General features: G+C 73.6%; 11 protein-coding genes. 4 read left to right on the plus strand and 7 right to left on the minus strand.

Annotation, left to right across the window (positions count from 1 at the left end):
• Positions 1-340: 340 nt before the first annotated feature.
• Positions 341-1,663 (plus strand): UDP-glucose/GDP-mannose dehydrogenase family protein, encoded by a 1,323-nt coding sequence (locus EJK16_RS12675; RefSeq protein ID WP_127129831.1) that lies wholly within the window; start codon positions 341-343, stop codon positions 1,661-1,663.
• A gap of 97 nt (positions 1,664-1,760) precedes the next feature.
• On the opposite strand, the gene EJK16_RS12680 is transcribed toward EJK16_RS12675, so the two are convergent.
• The 4 genes from EJK16_RS12680 to EJK16_RS12695 all read right to left on the minus strand — a co-directional run bounded on the left by EJK16_RS12680 (position 1,761) and on the right by EJK16_RS12695 (position 7,816).
• Positions 1,761-4,841 (minus strand): LamG-like jellyroll fold domain-containing protein, encoded by a 3,081-nt coding sequence (locus tag EJK16_RS12680; RefSeq protein WP_164737339.1) that lies wholly within the window; start codon positions 4,839-4,841, stop codon positions 1,761-1,763.
• A 271-nt stretch (positions 4,842-5,112) separates the two neighbouring features.
• Positions 5,113-5,706, minus strand: coding sequence for an aminoacyl-tRNA hydrolase (gene pth / locus EJK16_RS12685; RefSeq protein ID WP_127129835.1), 594 nt, complete (start codon positions 5,704-5,706; stop codon positions 5,113-5,115).
• A gap of 99 nt (positions 5,707-5,805) precedes the next feature.
• A complete protein-coding gene (locus tag EJK16_RS12690) occupies positions 5,806-6,423 on the minus strand; it encodes a 50S ribosomal protein L25/general stress protein Ctc (RefSeq protein ID WP_127129837.1) in 618 nt (205 codons plus the stop codon).
• Between the two features lie 484 nt (positions 6,424-6,907).
• Complete coding sequence (locus tag EJK16_RS12695) at positions 6,908-7,816, minus strand: hypothetical protein (protein ID WP_127129839.1); 909 nt, start codon at positions 7,814-7,816, stop codon at positions 6,908-6,910.
• Between the two features lie 305 nt (positions 7,817-8,121).
• Between EJK16_RS12695 and EJK16_RS12700 the strand changes: the two genes are divergently transcribed.
• The gene (locus EJK16_RS12700; protein WP_205739739.1) at positions 8,122-9,486 is read left to right on the plus strand and encodes a nucleotide sugar dehydrogenase; all 1,365 of its coding nucleotides are present in this window, start codon (positions 8,122-8,124) and stop codon (positions 9,484-9,486) included.
• A gap of 86 nt (positions 9,487-9,572) precedes the next feature.
• Positions 9,573-10,775, plus strand: a complete 1,203-nt coding sequence (locus EJK16_RS12705; RefSeq protein ID WP_205739740.1) for a glycosyltransferase family 4 protein — start codon at positions 9,573-9,575, stop codon at positions 10,773-10,775.
• Between the two features lie 127 nt (positions 10,776-10,902).
• Here EJK16_RS12705 and EJK16_RS12710 read toward each other — a convergent pair whose 3' ends face one another.
• Positions 10,903-12,750, minus strand: coding sequence for a methyltransferase domain-containing protein (locus EJK16_RS12710; RefSeq protein WP_127129841.1), 1,848 nt, complete (start codon positions 12,748-12,750; stop codon positions 10,903-10,905).
• Positions 12,751-12,851: 101 nt separating this feature from the next.
• Complete coding sequence (locus EJK16_RS12715) at positions 12,852-13,784, minus strand: hypothetical protein (RefSeq protein WP_127129843.1); 933 nt, start codon at positions 13,782-13,784, stop codon at positions 12,852-12,854.
• 114 nt (positions 13,785-13,898) lie between these two features.
• Between EJK16_RS12715 and EJK16_RS12720 the strand changes: the two genes are divergently transcribed.
• Entirely contained in the window at positions 13,899-14,762 is an 864-nt protein-coding gene (locus EJK16_RS12720; RefSeq protein ID WP_127129845.1) for a glycosyltransferase family 2 protein, read from the plus strand.
• 42 nt (positions 14,763-14,804) lie between these two features.
• On the opposite strand, the gene EJK16_RS12725 is transcribed toward EJK16_RS12720, so the two are convergent.
• The coding region (locus EJK16_RS12725; protein ID WP_164737340.1) for a glycosyltransferase family 2 protein at positions 14,805-15,865 on the minus strand (1,061 nt) is incomplete at its 5' end.

Below are 15,865 nucleotides of genomic sequence, written 5' to 3' on the forward strand. Positions count from 1 at the left end.
CACCACCTCCTCTCCCGGCTCTTCCAGCGCGGACCGATAGGTTCCCCGCGGTCCTTGCCGCCCTTGGCCGCCCGCGGCGATCGCGCGCGGCTGCTGATCTATGGATCTTGCTCCCCTCCCGGCCCGGGTGGTGCGATGTGCGGAACTCGTGCGGACCCGTTGCGGGATCCTCGCGAGGGGTCCACGCGGGCGGCCGCTGCGCGGGGCTCGCCGTGGCGAACGCTCGGGCGGCCACCGACCATCGGGTGGCGACGAAAACGTGCGCGAAGTACGACCCGTCGCCGGGCCGGAGATGACAGCATGGCTCCGCACGGCAAGGGCGATCAGGGGGAAGGGTCCCATGCGCATCTCGGTGATCGGCTGCGGCTACCTCGGAGCCGTCCATGCCGCCTCCATGGCCCGGCTGGGCCACCAGGTCGTCGGCATCGACACCGACGCCGCCAAGGTCGACTCCCTCGCCCGCGGCGAGGCACCGTTCTACGAACCCGGGCTGCCGGAGCTGCTCCGGGAGACGCTCTCGACCGGGCGTCTGATCTTCACCACCGAGATCGCCGCGGCCGGCGACGCCCAGGTCCACTTCCTGTGCGTCGGTACACCCCAGAAGCGCGGCGAGTATGCCGCGGACCTGCGCTACGTCGACGCCGCCGTCGACGCCCTGCTGCCGCACCTGGCCCCGGGCAGCCTCGTCGCCGGCAAGTCCACCGTTCCCGTGGGGACCGCCCGCCGCCTCGCCGCGCTGGTCGCCGAGGCCGAGCCGGACGCCATGCTGGCTTGGAACCCCGAGTTCCTGCGCGAGGGTTACGCCGTCAAGGACACCCTGCACCCTGACCGGCTTGTCTACGGCGTGCCCGACGGTGCCGGCAGCGACGCGGGGCTGCGCGCGGAGGCCCTCCTCGACGAGGTGTACGCCGGCCCGCTGGCCGAGCACACGCCCAAGGTCGTCACCGACTACACCACCGCGGAGCTCGTCAAGGTCGCCGCCAACTCCTTCCTGGCCACGAAGATCTCCTTCATCAACGCCATGGCGGAGCTGTGCGAGGCCACCGGCGCCGACGTGACCCAGCTCGCCGACGCCATCGGGCACGATGCCCGGATCGGCCGCAAGTTCCTCAATGCCGGGCTCGGCTTCGGCGGCGGCTGCCTGCCGAAGGACATCCGCGCCTTCATGGCCCGCGCCGGCGAGCTGGGCGTGGACCAGGCGCTCGCGTTCCTCCGCCAGGTCGATGCGATCAACATGAGGCGACGCGTGCGGATGGTCGACCTGGCGCGCGAGGTCTGCGGCGGGTCGATCGTGGACCGCAACGTCGCGGTGCTCGGTGCGGCCTTCAAGCCCGACTCGGACGACATCCGCGACTCCCCCGCCCTGAACGTCGCCGCTCAGATGCAGCTGCAGGGGGCCCACGTCCTCGTCACGGACCCCGCCGCGATGGCCAACGCCGAGAAGGCCTGGCCGGACCTGTCCTACGCGCCGACGGCCCAGGCCGCGGCCGCGGGCGCCGACGTCGTGCTCCTCCTGACCGAGTGGCAGGAGTATCGCGACCTCGACCCCACCGCCTTCGGCCAGGTCGTCGCGGGCAAACGCATCATCGACGGACGCAATGTCCTCGACCCCGCCGCCTGGCGCGCCGCCGGCTGGACCTACCGGGCTCTCGGCCGGCCCTGAGCGGCTCCGTCGCCAGGGCGCGACGGCGCCCACCCCGCTCCTACCGGCACGTCGCACGCTCTGGCGTGCGATGACGGGACCTCCTGCGGAGCGCCAGCTACGGCCGTGCGAGCGCGGCGATCTCCTGCGCGGTGAGCGCCCGTCCGTAGAGCCCCAGCGTGTCGATCGCCCCGGTGAACGCTCGCGTGCCCCCGGACTCCGCGCCGATCGCCAGCTCGTACCCGTTCGCCCGGATCGCCGCCGGTCCAGCTGTGGCGGCCTCCTCGACGCCGTTGACGTAGAGCCGCATGGTGATGCCGTCGTAGGTGCCCGTCAGGTGCACCCAGGTCGACCCGTCGACCGGGTATCTCGAGGCGGAGTCCACCCGGTACGCGTCGCCCGAGGTCTTCTCGTTGAACCGCAGGAACGCGGTGCCCCGGCTGGACAGACCCAGCTCGAAGCCGTCCGTGTTGGTCTTGGCCTTCTTCACGACGGACTGCGTGGCGGCCTTCTCCGGCCGGACCCAGGCGGAGACCGTCATCGGACCCGTCAGGTCCAGCGATGCCCGGTCCGGCACCGCGACGTAGCCGCCGGTGAGCAGCAGCCCGGCGCCGGCCGTGCCGGGAACCCACGCGGCCGCGCCCTTGGCGACGCCGTCATTGGCGAACCCTGAGCTGTCCCCGGCCGCCGTGCCCTGCCCCTCGTCCAGCAGCCAGGCACCCCGCGGGCCGCTCGGGTCGGGTGCCGCCGGGCCGGTCGGCGCGGGGTCCGACGTCGGAGCCTCGCCCGGCGCGGGGCTGGGCTCCGCCGTCGGGCCGGGGTCGGGCGCTGCCGTGGGGTCCGCCGTCGCGCCGGGCGTCGGGCTCGGGTCCGCCGTCGCGCCGGGCGTCGGGCTCGGGCCCGCCGTCGGGCTCGGGTCGGCCGTCGCGCCGGGTGTCGGGTCCGGCGTCGGCGTCAGTTCCGGCGCGAGAGTGGGAGCGGCCGTCCCCGCGGCCGCCGTGCCCCTGGCGAGCGCCGCGACCTCGGCGTCGCTGAGCGCCCGGCCCTGCAGGCCGACGGAGTCGATCGCGCCCTTGAACGGGCGCACGCCGCCCGGCTCGGCGCCGATGGCCAGCTCGAGGCTGTTGGCCCGGATCGCCGCCGGTCCCGCCTTCGAGGCCTGCAGAGCCCCGTTGACGTAGAGCCGCATGGTCGTGCCGTCGTAGGTGCCCGTCAGGTGCATCCAGGTGGCCTTGTCGACGGGGTACTTCGAGGTGGACTCCACCCGGTAGGTGTCCCCGGACGTCGTCTGGTTGAGCCGCAGGAACGCGGTCCCGCCGCTGGAGAGCCCCAGCTCGAAGCCGTCGGTGCCGCCGTTCTTGGCCTTCTTGACGACGTACTGGGTGGCCGCCACCTCCGGGCGGACCCACGCCGAGACCGTCATCGGTCCGGTCAGGTCGAGCGAGGCCTTGTCCGGCACCGCGACGTAGCCCGTGGTGCCGTTCAGCGCGAGCGCGGTCCCGGCCTTGCCGGCGACCCACGTCGCACCGCCCTTGACGACACCGTTGTTCCCGAGCCCGGAGCCGTCACCGGCCACCGTGCCCTGGCCCTCGTCGAGGCTCCACGTCCCGCGCACGGCCGAGGTGGTGCCGATGGTGATCCGGATCGTCGCCGGCGCGGACCACAGCTCGCCCTCCTTGATGCGGAACGTGAAACTGTCGGTGCCGCTCGCGGCGGCCCCCGCGGTGTAGGTGAACACCCCGGTGGCCGGGTCGCGGACGACGACGGAGCCCTGCGTCGGCGGCGTCACGACCTCGTAGGTGAGCGGGCCGCCAGAGCTGGTGGTGGCCCGCAGGGTCCCGTCGGCGGACTGCCCCTGCATCACGGTGAGGGTGCCGTCGGCAGCCACGGGGGGCTGCGCCGGAGGCGCGGGCGGCGTCGCGCCGGTGCCGATCGTGAAGGCGCGGGCGGCGCTGACCGAGGAGGCGAGGCCGATGACCTGCCCGCTCCAGGTGTCCTTCACGCTCGTGACGTTGTTGTAGCCCCCGGACAGGACCGTCTGCCGGGACCCGAACGTCAGGTTCGCCAGTGAGGCCGTCTTCATGAGGATGTTGTCGTAGTTGGTGCTCTGCGTGTAGACGACGCGGACGGTCCCCTCCTGCTCGTTGAGCAGCACGATGCCCCGGGTGCCGATGGTGTCCACCGTGCGCAGCGGGTCCCACGTCCCGGCGGGGCGCCGGACCAGCAGGCCGATCGCCGGCTGGCTGGAGGTGTTGTAGGAGGTCTTCACCGCCGCGTAGAGCGTCCCGTTCGACGAGACGGCGACGTTGAGGTGGTCGTCCGCCATGCCCTTGCCCACCGAGAGCGCGGACTGGCTCGCCGGCACCTCGTCCGAGGACCAGGTGGTCGGGCTGGCGCCGTCGGTGTGCGTGCGGAAGCCGAAACGCTTGGTGTTCTGGTTCGACCACAGCACGCCGACCTTGCCCGGCAGCACCGTGACGTCCGCGATGTCGTCGACGGTGACGCCGGACGCCACGGTGATGGCGGCGGAGAAGCTCGTGTAGGGCGCGTCGGCGTACTTCACCTTCACTTCGCTCGTCGTGTCGTACGCGACCCACATGCGCCCGCGCGAGTCGATGTCGATCGTCGCGGTCTCGCTGCCCGATAGGGACACCGGCGTCGCGCCGGCGCGCGCGCCCCACGGCCGGTAGCTGTTGCTCCCGGCGTCGTACTCGACTGAGACCAGCGAAGGGCTGGGGCCGTGGAGCAGGATGTGGGTGACGTCGCCGACCCGCTTGGCGTCGGCGCGGACCGTGGTGTCTGTCGAGACCCGCAGGACGTTCGTCCAGCTGCCGTCGTCGTAGCGCCACAGCCAGGTGCCCGACGGCGAGACGGCCGTCGAGGCCAGCACCGCCCACCAGGTGCCGCGGTTCTGCCACACCTTGGACTGCGGCTTCTCGCCGGTGTTCACGGAGATCGGGATGTCCCTGGCCACGAGGGCGGCGGCAACCGCCTGGGGTGCGGGCGCCAGCACGCTGGCGGGGACGCTCACCCCGGTCGGCGCGGGAGCGGGGACGCTTACGGCGGCGGTCGGCGCGGGAGCGACGGCCTGGGCGCTCTCCCGGGGCACCGCCACGAGGGCCAGCGCGAGCAGGAGGGTGACGACGAGGGCGGGTACGCCCGATCGCGCCGTCCGGGTGAGGTCTGGCGTCCGATCCATGTTCCGCGCTCCCCGCGTCCGTACCGAGCCGTCCGTGGACGGCGCCGTCGCACGGCACGGCACCAGGTCGGTCGCCGCGTCGCACTCCGGTGGTCGTCAGAGAACCAGTCACCGAGATCCGTCACGCCGCACGCGGGGGATGAAGTGAGGCTGAAACGGAGGGGTCCACGCAGGGTGAGGAGAGGGGTGGGCCGGCGGGGTGTGCGGGCACCCGGCCGAAGACCCTCGCCGGCCGACCTCCGTCGCCCCGCCGCCGTCCGTCGGCGCGCCGTCAGGCGGGGGTGTGCAGGCGCAGCTGCGCCTTCTCCAGCCCGAGGGTAAGGACCTCCTCGACGGCGTCGGCCGCCTCCTCGAGGGTGACGGCGAGGCCGGGCCGCTCGGCCGCGGCGAAGTCGCGCAGCACGTAGTCGGCGGGGTCCATCCGGCCGGGCGGGCGCCCGATGCCCACGCGGAGCCGCAGGTAGTCCCGGGTGCCGAGCGCGGCCGAGATCGACTTGAGCCCGTTGTGGCCGCCCTCGCCGCCACCGAGCTTGAGACGCAGGGTGTCGACGGGCAGGTCGAGCTCGTCGTGGACGACGAGCAGGTGCCCCGGGTCGACGTCGTAGAACTTCGCGAGCGCACCGACGGGCCCGCCCGAGACGTTCATGTACGAGCCCGGCTTCGCGAGGATGGCGCGCGGCCCCGGGGCCCCGCCCGGGGCGGTGCCCAGGCGGCCGTCGAGCACCTGGGCGCGTGCCTTGTGGGAGGTGAAGGAGCCGTTCATCCGTCCGGCCAGCACACCCAGCACCATCTGCCCGACGTTGTGGCGGTTGCCGGCGTACTCCGGCCCGGGGTTCCCCAGGCCGACGACGAGCCACGGACTCATCCTTCTCCTTCTTCCAGGGCGTCACGGCGTCGCCCAGCATTGTGCGCCCACACACGTCGCGCCCAGGCCGAGACGGCCTGGGCGCGACGACGGTGCGGATCAGCCCTCGGCGGTGACCCCGCTGGCCGCGCCGGCGGTGGCGGAGGCCTCGTCGGCCGCGATGTCCTCGGCGGAGGTGCGCGGCGTGGAGATCACGACGACGACGGTCTCGGGCTCGTCGTCGATCGAGGCGCCCTCGGGCACCGGGATGTCGGAGATGCGCACGACGGCGCCGTCCTCGAGGCCCGCGACGGAGACCGACACGTTCTCGGGGATGCTGGTAGCCGGGACCGTGACGGTCAGGGTCTGCAGCTCGAGCTGGTGGATCGTGCCGGGGTAGGACTCGCCGACGACGTGGACCGGGACCTCGACGGTGACCTTCTCGCCCCTGTTGACGACGACGAGGTCGAGGTGCTCGATGGTGCGACGCACCGGGTCGCGCTGGATGTCCTTGGCCAGGGCGAGCTGCTCCGTGCCCTCGATGTCCAGCGCGATCAGGGCGTTCGCGTTGCCCTTGAGCGCGAGGAAGGTGTCGTGGGACGGCAGCGCCAGGTGCTGGGGCTCCGTGCCGTGGCCGTAGAGGACGGCGGGGATGAGACCGGCGCGGCGGGTGCGGCGCGCCGCACCCTTGCCGAACTCGGTGCGGCGGGTCGCGGTCAGGTTCAGGTTGTCAGCCACGGGGGTCTCCTTGAAGACGGTCGGATCTCGATGAGCGGTGGGCCTCGGCGTGGGACGTCGTACGGACGGCGCAACAAGGCACCACCGCGTCGATCACGGATCCGGTGGGCTCCCGCCGGTCCGCCGTCGTGGTTCTTTGGTCACGACCTGACCGATCTGGAGCCCGGGTCAACGTTCTGGCCCGTCCGGCGTCCCTCGCCGAGGCAACCTCATCATCTTAGCGGCATCCGGGACGCTGCCGGAACCCCGGGGACGCAGGACGCCCCCGACGGGGCCGGCGCCGCCGCCCCGGGAGCGCGCCCGCGGGGCCGCGTCGCGGCGGCCCGGCGGGGTCCCACGCGGCGCGACGCCGCGGCCGGGCGGTTCCCGAGGCCCCCCGCGGGCGAGGAACCCTCGAGAACGCGCTGCGACCGAGATCTCACCGGGTGGCCGACGCCGGTAGCCAGGCACCGCTCGGCCGGCACGTGGCGTCGGCCGGGACGTGCTACCGGCGCGCCTGCTTCTGCAGCGCCGGGGGCAGGCACGCGAGCTGGCGCGCCGTGAGCCCGGCGCTGGCGCGACGCGCCTGCGCGTCCGTCATGGGCGCCTGCGGCATCGTCTTGACCGGGTGGCGAGACGTCCACGTGAAGGTCACCGAGTAACGGTCCCGGGCGCGCGGCGGCGTCGCCCGGTGCACCAGGCGGCAGTTGTCGGCCATGACCGCGGTCCAGCGCGGCCCGGGGCAGGTGCGCCACTCCTGCTCCGGTTCGACCTGGCGCATCCGTGCGTCGCTCACGAACCCGGCGACGTAGTGCAGGCGGTCGACCACCTCCTGGGAGCGGTCGACCGGGATGTAGGCGAAGGGCCCGCCGTCCTCGTCGACGTCGTTGAGCCACACGAGGATCTTCAGCGTGCTCCGGTCCTCGATGTCGCGGTGCCACTGCCGGACGTCGTGGGCCTCGCCGTCGGCGATCTCGCGGCGCACGTCCGCGCCGTAGTAGCGCGCGGGCATGCCGAGGTAGTTCTCGGCGATGGCGAGCATGCGCTCCGACAGCCCGAACTGCCACACCCGCGGATCGGCGACGAGCTCGTCCATGGACGGGCGCACGGTGCCGCCCGGGAGGGGTGGCCTGCTCGCGAGGGCCGTCGCGAGCCGCTCGAGCCCCTCGCACAGCTCGGCCGTGCCCGGGAGCGCGAGCTCACCCAGCGTGGTGACATGGATCGCGTCGGCCCGCAGCCGACTCACCACGGCGGCGTCCTCGGCGCTGAGAGGAGGGAGCCTCGACGCGTACCGGCGCACACGACGGTCGTGCCGGTACCGGGCCATCCGACGCACCGGTGGCACCGACGCGATGGCTTGCCGCTTCGCACGGTTGGCGAGACGACCGACGTGCTTCGAGACGCTGACGCTCATGCAGGCACCCCCGCGGGCTCAAGGCCGAATTAGTCTCAGCTGACGGTTTCGGCGAAGCGTAGCGCCACAACTCTCGGCTGTGAACCTATAAGACGCTCCCCGAAACCTTCCCCAAGACGGACACCGATTTGTCCAAAACTCGGAAAGATTACGTCAGGGTTCGACCGTTTTACGCTGACATCCCTGACTGGCGGCCCTAGGGCGCCCAGAATTTCGATCGACCGAGTGAGGTTGAGGGCTCCATAATTAAGGGGAGAAAAGGTCAAAATCCGTTAGGGCGCGCGGCCGGACACAATCCCCTTATCGTGCTCCACAACACCACGACGCCGTGGGACAGCGGCCGGGGGGAGAACATCATGAGAGTCGCCATCGTGGGGCTGGGATACGTCGGCACGGTCACCTCGGCGTGTCTCGCGGAGAGCGGGCACCTGGTCGTCGGGGTGGATGTCAACCAGATCAAGATCGACCAGATCAACGCCGGGGTGAGCCCGGTGAGCGAGCTCGGGCTCGGCGAGCTGGTGCAGAACAACGTCGACCGCGGGAGGCTGCGCGCCACCAGCGACATCTGCGGCGCGGTGGCCGCCGCGGAGGCGGTCCTGGTGACCGTCGGGACGCCCTCGGGCCGCAACGGCGACGTCCGCCTGGACGACGTCCTCAAGGTCGTCGGGGAGATCGGGCGCGCGCTGGCCGACGCGGACGGGTGGCGGCTGGTCCTCATCACGTCGACCGTCCCGCCGGGCACCGTCGAGGGCGACCTCGTCCCGCTGCTGGAGGAGCGCTCGGGCAAGAGGCGGGGCGAGGACTTCGGGGTCGCGTTCTCCCCGGAGTTCCTTCGTGAGGGCACGGCGGTTGCCGACTTCCTCTCGCCACCGAAGACGGTGATCGGCGCCGAGGACGACAGGAGCGCACGCGTCGCCGCCTCCCTGTACCGCCCATTCAGCACCGAGGTGACCCGGACCCCCATCGCGGTGGCCGAGATGGTGAAGTTCTCGGACAACGCCTGGCACGCCCTCAAGGTCGCCTTCGCCAACGAGATCGGCCGCGTGGCCGAGGCCTACGGCGTCGACAGCCACGCCGTGATGTCGATCTTCAAGTCCGACACCCGGCTCAACATCTCCAGCCGCTACCTCACCCCCGGCTTCGCGTTCGGCGGGTCGTGCCTGCCGAAGGACCTGCGCACGCTCACGTACCGGGCGCGGCGCAACGGGGCGAGCATCCCGGTCCTGGAGTCGATCTTGCCCAGCAACCGCGCCCACCTCGACCTCGCGCTGGAGAAGATCGAGACCCTCGGCGTCAAGAAGGTCGCTGTCCTGGGCCTGGCCTTCAAGGCGGGGACCGACGACCTGCGCGAGAGCCCCTCGCTCGAGCTGGCCGAGCGGTTGCTCGGCAAGGGCTACGAGGTCCGCATCCACGACGAGCACGTCAACCTCCGTGAGCTCATCGGCGCCAACCGCGCCTACGTGCTCGCCGTCCTGCCGCACATCGCCGAGCACCTGCACGACGACTTCCAGGAGGTCGTCCGCGCCGCCGACGTCCTCGTGGTCACGCAGAACAACCCCGCGTACGCCCGTGTCCTCGCCGAGGCGCGGCCGGACCAGACCGTCCTCGACCTCTGCGGCATCGCACGGCCGGCGCGACCGACCGCCAACTACGTAGGTCTCACGTGGTGACCTGGCGCGGCGCGGCCGCAACCGGCAGGGCGGGGCGGCGCCGTCCGCCCGGCCCGGACGGTCGCCCTCCGCGCGTCCTCATCCTGGTGGAGAACCTCGCCGTCCCGTTCGACAAGCGCGTGTGGCAGGAGGCCCGCACGCTCCGGACCGCCGGGTACGACGTCAACGTCATCTGCCCCCGGTCCAAGGAGCACCCCCAGACGTACGAGACCCTCGACGGCGTCCACATCTTCCGCTACGCCAGCCCGTTCGAGGCGGCCGGCACCGCCGGGTACCTGCTGGAGTACCCCATGGCGCTCGCCGCGCAGCTGCGCCTCGCGCTCAAGGTGCACCGGGCGGGCCGGATCGACGTCATCCAGGCGTGCAACCCGCCGGACCTGCTGTACCTGGTCGCCAGCCCGTTCCGCCGGCTGACGGGCACCCGCTTCATCTTCGACCATCACGACGCGTCCCCCGAGCTCGTCGTGGCGAAGGGGCACGCCGGGGGCAGCGTGCTGGTGCGCGTGGTGGAGATGTTCGAGCGGTGGACGTTCGCCGCCGCCACGGTCTCGATCGCCACGAACGAGAGCTACCGGCGGATCGCCATCGAGCGCGGCGGGATGTGCCCGGACGACGTCTTCGTCGTGCGCTCGGCCCCGACCGTGCAGCGGTTCGACGCGGCACGGTCGGATCCGGCGCTGCGCCGCGGCAAGCGTCACCTCGTCGCCTACGTCGGCGTGATGGGCGTCCAGGAGGGCATCGACTACCTGCTCGACGCGGCCAAGATCCTGGTCGGCCGGCGCGGACGGGACGACGTGCAGTTCTCGCTCGCCGGTTCCGGGCCGGACTTCCCGAGGCTGGTCGCGCGGGCCCGCGCGCTGGGCCTGGAGGAGAACGTGACGTTCCTCGGGCGCATCAGCGACGAGGACCTGGCGAGCCTGCTGTCCACCGCCGACGTGTGCGTGAACCCCGACGAGGCGAACGAGATGAACAACATCTCGACCATGAACAAGATCCTCGAGTACATGGCGCTGGGCAAGGCCATGGTGCAGTTCGACCTCGCCGAGGGTCGGGTGTCCGCCGGCGAGGCCAGCCTTTACGCGCGGCCCAACGATGCCGAATCCCTGGCCGACTGCATCGCCGAGCTCCTCGACGACCCCGCGAGGCGGGAGCGGATGGGCGAGATCGGCCGGTCCCGGTTCACCGGCCACCTCTCGTGGGAGCACTCCGTGCCCGCGCTGCTCGGCGCGTACGAGCGCGCGCTGGGCCGCACCGCCGTCCCGGTGGCGGCCCACGACGGCGGCGACTGACGCCGTCCCGCGCCGTGGGCGAGCATCGTCAGGAGATGACCGGTCACCACCTGGCGCGCGCGTCACCACCTGGCGCGCGCGTCACCACCTGGTGCGCGCGTCGCCACCTGGCGCGCGCGTCACCACCTCACCCGCGCTCCGCCCGGTCCTCGTCGTCCAGGCGCGCCGCGAGCGCGGCGACGGCCTGCTCCAACGGCGGCAGGGTCCACGGCCGGTGACGCCGCCGCGGCAGCCCGTAGGACATGGCGCGGTCGAGGAGCACGAGCGTGGCGGCCTCCAGCGGCGTCAGCTCGCCCAGGACCGTGGCCGCCCGGTCCGCGATCCGGCCGCGGATCTCGCCGTCGGCGAAGGCGACGAGGGCTTGGGCCAGCGTGGCGCGGCTCCTTGTGCGGTGACCGTCGACGGCGGCGTACACGCCGTCGAGCAGCAGCGGGTTCAGGCGCTCGAACCTGTTCCAGTCGACCAGCAGGGGGTGCCCGGCGCCGGGCAGCAGGGTGTTGCCGGCGTGGAGGTCCCCGTGCGTCGGGCCGACGGGCACCGTCGCCGGGCCCCAGCCGCCCAGCACCCTCTCGCGCAGCGCGCCGGCCCCGACGTCGTCGGCGTCGCTCCCGCCCTGCGGCCCGGACAGCCTCCGCCAGAACGTCGTGGCGCCCACCGGCGCCGTGACGCCCGCGTCGACGGCACGCAGCGCCGCGTCGACCGTGGCACGGGCCCGCGCCGGGTCGGACCGCGGGCGCGTGAGCAGCGGGTACACGCCGTACGGCAGCGCGCCCCACCGCTCCACCCTCGCCCGGTCGATGACGAACGGGGCGAAGGCAGTCTCGCGGGCCTCGTTGGTCTTGCGCACCTCGTCGACGATCTTGTCCTGCTGCTCCCGCGAGAGCGGCAGCTTGACGAAGTCCCGGGCCCCGGCGATGGCGACGCGGGCGTCGCTGAGCGCCATCGTCACCGGTGCCGGCTCCCCCGGGCCGCCGGCGAGCTGCTCGGCGAGCGTGCGCACCGGCCCGAGGGACGAGCGCCCGGTGCGGGCCACGACATAGTAGTCCGCCATGACCCACGCGCCCGCGCCCGCCGCTACGGCGAGCCGAACGGCGCGCCTGCGCGGGGACGACGGCGCCATGGTGGCGCGGAGGTGCGCCCGCAGGCGCTCCTGCGGGATCAGCCAGCGCCACGTCTCGCGGCCGGGGTAGGGCACGACCACCCGGGCGGGGGTGAAGCCGGCCCGGCGGAGGCGGTCCTCGCCACTCGGGCGGCGGACCGCCTGCCAGAAGTCGGCGCCCCGCGCGGCGGGCAGTCCCCGGCGCGCGAGGTCGCGGAGGGGGTTGCGGGTGCCCGCCACGAGCGCGCCGTCGTCCGCGAGGACCCGGCGGACCTCGGCGAGCATGCGGTCCTGTGCCTGCGCCGCACCGGGCTTGGAGCGCAGCGCGCGCTCGAGCGCGCTCAGGTCGACGAAGACGACGTCGAACGACCCGTCCGGCCAGGGCAGCGGCCCGGCGGCGTTGATGTGGACGGCGACGTCGGCCGGGGCGTCGTGCATGAGCGCGTCGAACCGCAGGCGCGGGTAGACCCAGTCGGCGCTGGCGACGGCCGCACCGAAGGAGCGCACCGCCCGGGCGAGGGTGCTCCATCCGGTCCCGAGGTCGAGCGCCGTCGCGCCCGGCCCCAGCGGCACGAGCGTGGCCGCGGCGCCCCCGGCCGGGTGGAGCAGCCGGCGCCTCAGGTCAGCCGGCCACGGCTCGTCCCCGTCGACCATCTCGTCCACGAGCCGCTCCACGGTGGCCGAGCGCCGGGCCGCCGCCGACGCGTGCGCGGGCACGCCGTCCCACGGCTCGTCCGCCTCGCTCAGGCGCACGACTCCGAGCCCGTCGACCGGGTACCGGGACGCGCACACGCCGCACACGACGCCCGGCGCGGTCCGGCGCAGCGCGCCGCCGCACCGGCACCGCAGTCCGAGCAGGTCGCCGCTGTGCTCCATGCAGGGACAGTACGGGCCCCGCGCCCGCGCCGGGGCGGTTCCGGGCGGCGTCCCGGCACCAGGGTCGGGGCGGTTCCGGGCGGCGTCCCAGCACGGGAGCGTCAGTCGTCGTCCGGCTTCTCCGCGCCCAGCACGATGTTCGAGTCGTCCCACGTCGCGTTGGGACCGATGTGCGCCTTGGCGCCGTAGCGGAAGTCGCCCTGGACGGTGTTGTTACGAAAGTCGCAGGCCGCGCCCTCGGTGCCGCTCCCGCCGCCGTTGACGGTGTAGTTCCCGCCGTTCATGAGGTTGCCCTCGACGGTGCAGCTGCTCACCGGGCCCGAGTCCTCCCCGAACATGAACGCGGCGTTGCCGTAGATCCCGGTCTCCGGGTTGTAGGCCTGGAGGTTGTTGCCGCGCACCACGATGTTCTCGCCGGACATCACCTGGATGACGTCGGTGTGGTTGTCCCCGCGCTGCACCAGGTCGTGGATGTAGGAGTCCTCGATGGTGACGTCGCCGCCGGCGATGCGCGGGCCCTCCGCCACGTTGTAGATGTCGACGCGGCGCAGCGTGTAGCCGTTGTAGGCGATCGCGGGGTTGGCGCGCCCCTGGCCGTCGATCTCGCTGTCCTCCATGACGAAGTTGTCGCCCTTGACGCGGATCGCGATCTTCCCCGAGGTCATCACGATGCGGGAGTTCCTGATGACGACGTCGTCCGCCTCGACCACGACGTTCCCGTGGATCTCCAGCCCGTCGATGACGGTGCCGTCCTCGTCGATGGTCAGCTTGTCCGACTGGACGAGGTTGGTGCCGTCCGGCACCCCGGTCGTCGTGGCGTCGGGGAAGCCGGCCGAGGGCGCCGGGCCCGCCGTCGACGGCGAGGGCGGGGTGGGCTCCGGCGTGGCGGGCGCCGTCTGCGAGGCGCCGTCCGTCGGGGTCCGCTCGTCGCGACCGGGAAGGTAGGTGATCAGCGCGACGACCACGGCGACGACGACGGCGGCGGCGGCGCCCAGAAGCAGGGCTCGGGTGCGGGACCTTGGGGTGGCGGACATCCACGTCGCTCCACTGGTGAGGGGAAACCCTCATCAAACCGGGCGCCGCGGCCTCCGTCAACGAGTCCTGTGGAAGCCGGTCCGGGCGCGGGCGCGCGTCGCTAGTCTCGGGGTGTGGCCCACACCTCGGTGAGCGTCGTCATCCCCGCCCTCAACGCCGCGGGGACCATCGGGACGCAGCTGGGCGCGCTGGCGCGGCAGGAGGTCGACGCCGCGTGGGAGGTCATCGTCGTCGACAACGGCTCCTCGGACGCGACGGTCGAGGTGTGCCAGTCCTACGAGTCCCGCCTGCCGGCGCTCCGCGTGCTCTCCTGCGCGCAGCCAGGCACGAGCGCGGCCCGCAACACCGGGGCCGCCGCGTCGTCGGCCGACCTGCTGCTCTTCTGCGACGCCGACGACGAGGTCGCGCCCGGGTGGGTCGCGGCCATGGTCGCGGCGCTCCAGGCGAGCGACGCCGTCGGCGGCGCGATCGAGAACGACCGCCTCACCCCCCGTCCCCTGCCGTACCTGCCGCGCCACCCGGACCATCTCCCGGTCGTCGCGGGGTTCCTGCCCCGCGCCATCACCGCGAACCTGGGTGTCCACCGCCGCGTCTTCGAGGCCGTCGGCGGGTTCGCGGCGGACTACGACTACGGCGGGCCGGACACCGAGTTCTGCTGGCGGCTCCAGCTCGCGTCGTACCGGCTGACCTACGCGCCGGACGCGGTGGTGCACTACCGGCACCGGCACACCCTGCGCTCTGTGGCGGTCAAGGCGTACCGGACGGGCCGCTCGCGGGGCCGGCTGTTCCGGGACTACGCCGCGGCGGGGATGCCCCGGCCGCGCCTGGCCGGGGTGGCGCTGCGGTGGGCACGCCTGGTGGTGACCCTCCCCGGCGCGCTGGTGTCCCCGCGGCGGCGGTGGTGGTGGGCCGAGCAGGCCGCGGGCGCCGCCGGTCGGGTCGCCGGGAGCGTCCGCTTCCGCGTGCGCTATCTCTGACCCGGGCTACGTCTCCGACCCGGGCTACGTCTCCGACGCGGGCTACGTCTCCGACCCGGGCTGCGGCAACTCGCCGGGCAGCCACCCCCGGCGCCACTCGGCGCGCCGGCGCCAGGTGTCGCGCCACGCCTCGACGCCGGCGGCCGGGCGGCCCCCCGGGCCGCGCAGGCCGGCCGCCAGGGCCCGGACCCCGGCTCCGGCGACGAGGAGCTCCCCGGCGACGCCCCCCCACGGGCGGGGCAGGTTCTTCCGGTAGGTGGTGACCCGCCCCCGCAGCACGAGCGGCAGCCGGTTCGACCCGTTGGAGGACGCCCCGACGCGGTGCCGGAAGATGGCGTCCGGGCACACCCGCGGCGACCAGCCCGCCCGGCCGGCCCGCAGGCTGAGGTCCGCGTCCTCGCCGTAGAGGAAGAAGTCCCGGTCGAAGCCGCCCAGGGCCTCCCACGCGTCCCGCTCCACGAGCATCATGCCGCCGCTGACGACCGGGACCGTCCGGGCGTCGCTCGGCCAGCGGTCGGAGGACTCCGGGTCGAGGTAGCGCGAGCCCGGGAAGACGCTGGACAGTCCGGTAGCGAAGCACAGCGCCGACCACAGCGTGGGCGGCCCCCACCAGGAGCGCGGGTCGGTCCGGCCGTCGTCGGTCAGCGCCCGGCCACCGATGAGCCCGGCGTCGGGGTGGGCCGCCGCGCAGGCGAGGAGGGCCTCGACGGCGCCGCGCTCGAGCACGGCGTCGGGGTTGAGGAAGAGCAGGCGACGGGCGCCGGACCGCGCCGCCCCCGCGTGGCAGCCGCGGGCGAACCCGTCGTTGACGTCGCGCAGCACCAGCTCGACCCGGTCGGAGACGCCGGCGACGGCGGACTCGAGACCGTCCCGGGAGTCGTTGTCGACCACGATGATGCGCGCGCCCGGGACGTCCCGGAGCGCGGCGTCGGCGGCGCGCAGGCACTCGCCGACGTATCCGGCACTGCGGTAGGTCACGACGATCACGTCCACCTCCGCGCCCGGGCGGCGCTCGCCGTCCGGGGGCGCACCGCGCTCCGCCGGACGGCCGGGTCGCGCCGGGCGGCCGGGCTGCGCGGGACGGGCGGCGCGGCGCGCCGCCC

This window comes from Georgenia sp. SYP-B2076 (assembly GCF_003991205.1).
Lineage (GTDB): Bacteria > Actinomycetota > Actinomycetes > Actinomycetales > Actinomycetaceae > Georgenia.

Excerpts from the sequence above, each read along its gene's own strand:
- EJK16_RS12675 (WP_127129831.1), top strand. The coding sequence starts at position 341 with ATGCGCATCTCGGTGATCGGCTGCGGCTACCTCGGAGCCGTCCATGCC.
- EJK16_RS12680 (WP_164737339.1), bottom strand. The coding sequence starts at position 4,841 with ATGGATCGGACGCCAGACCTCACCCGGACGGCGCGATCGGGCGTACCC.
- pth (WP_127129835.1), bottom strand. The coding sequence starts at position 5,706 with ATGAGTCCGTGGCTCGTCGTCGGCCTGGGGAACCCCGGGCCGGAGTAC.
- EJK16_RS12695 (WP_127129839.1), bottom strand. The coding sequence starts at position 7,816 with ATGAGCGTCAGCGTCTCGAAGCACGTCGGTCGTCTCGCCAACCGTGCG.
- EJK16_RS12710 (WP_127129841.1), bottom strand. The coding sequence starts at position 12,750 with ATGGAGCACAGCGGCGACCTGCTCGGACTGCGGTGCCGGTGCGGCGGC.
- EJK16_RS12715 (WP_127129843.1), bottom strand. The coding sequence starts at position 13,784 with ATGTCCGCCACCCCAAGGTCCCGCACCCGAGCCCTGCTTCTGGGCGCC.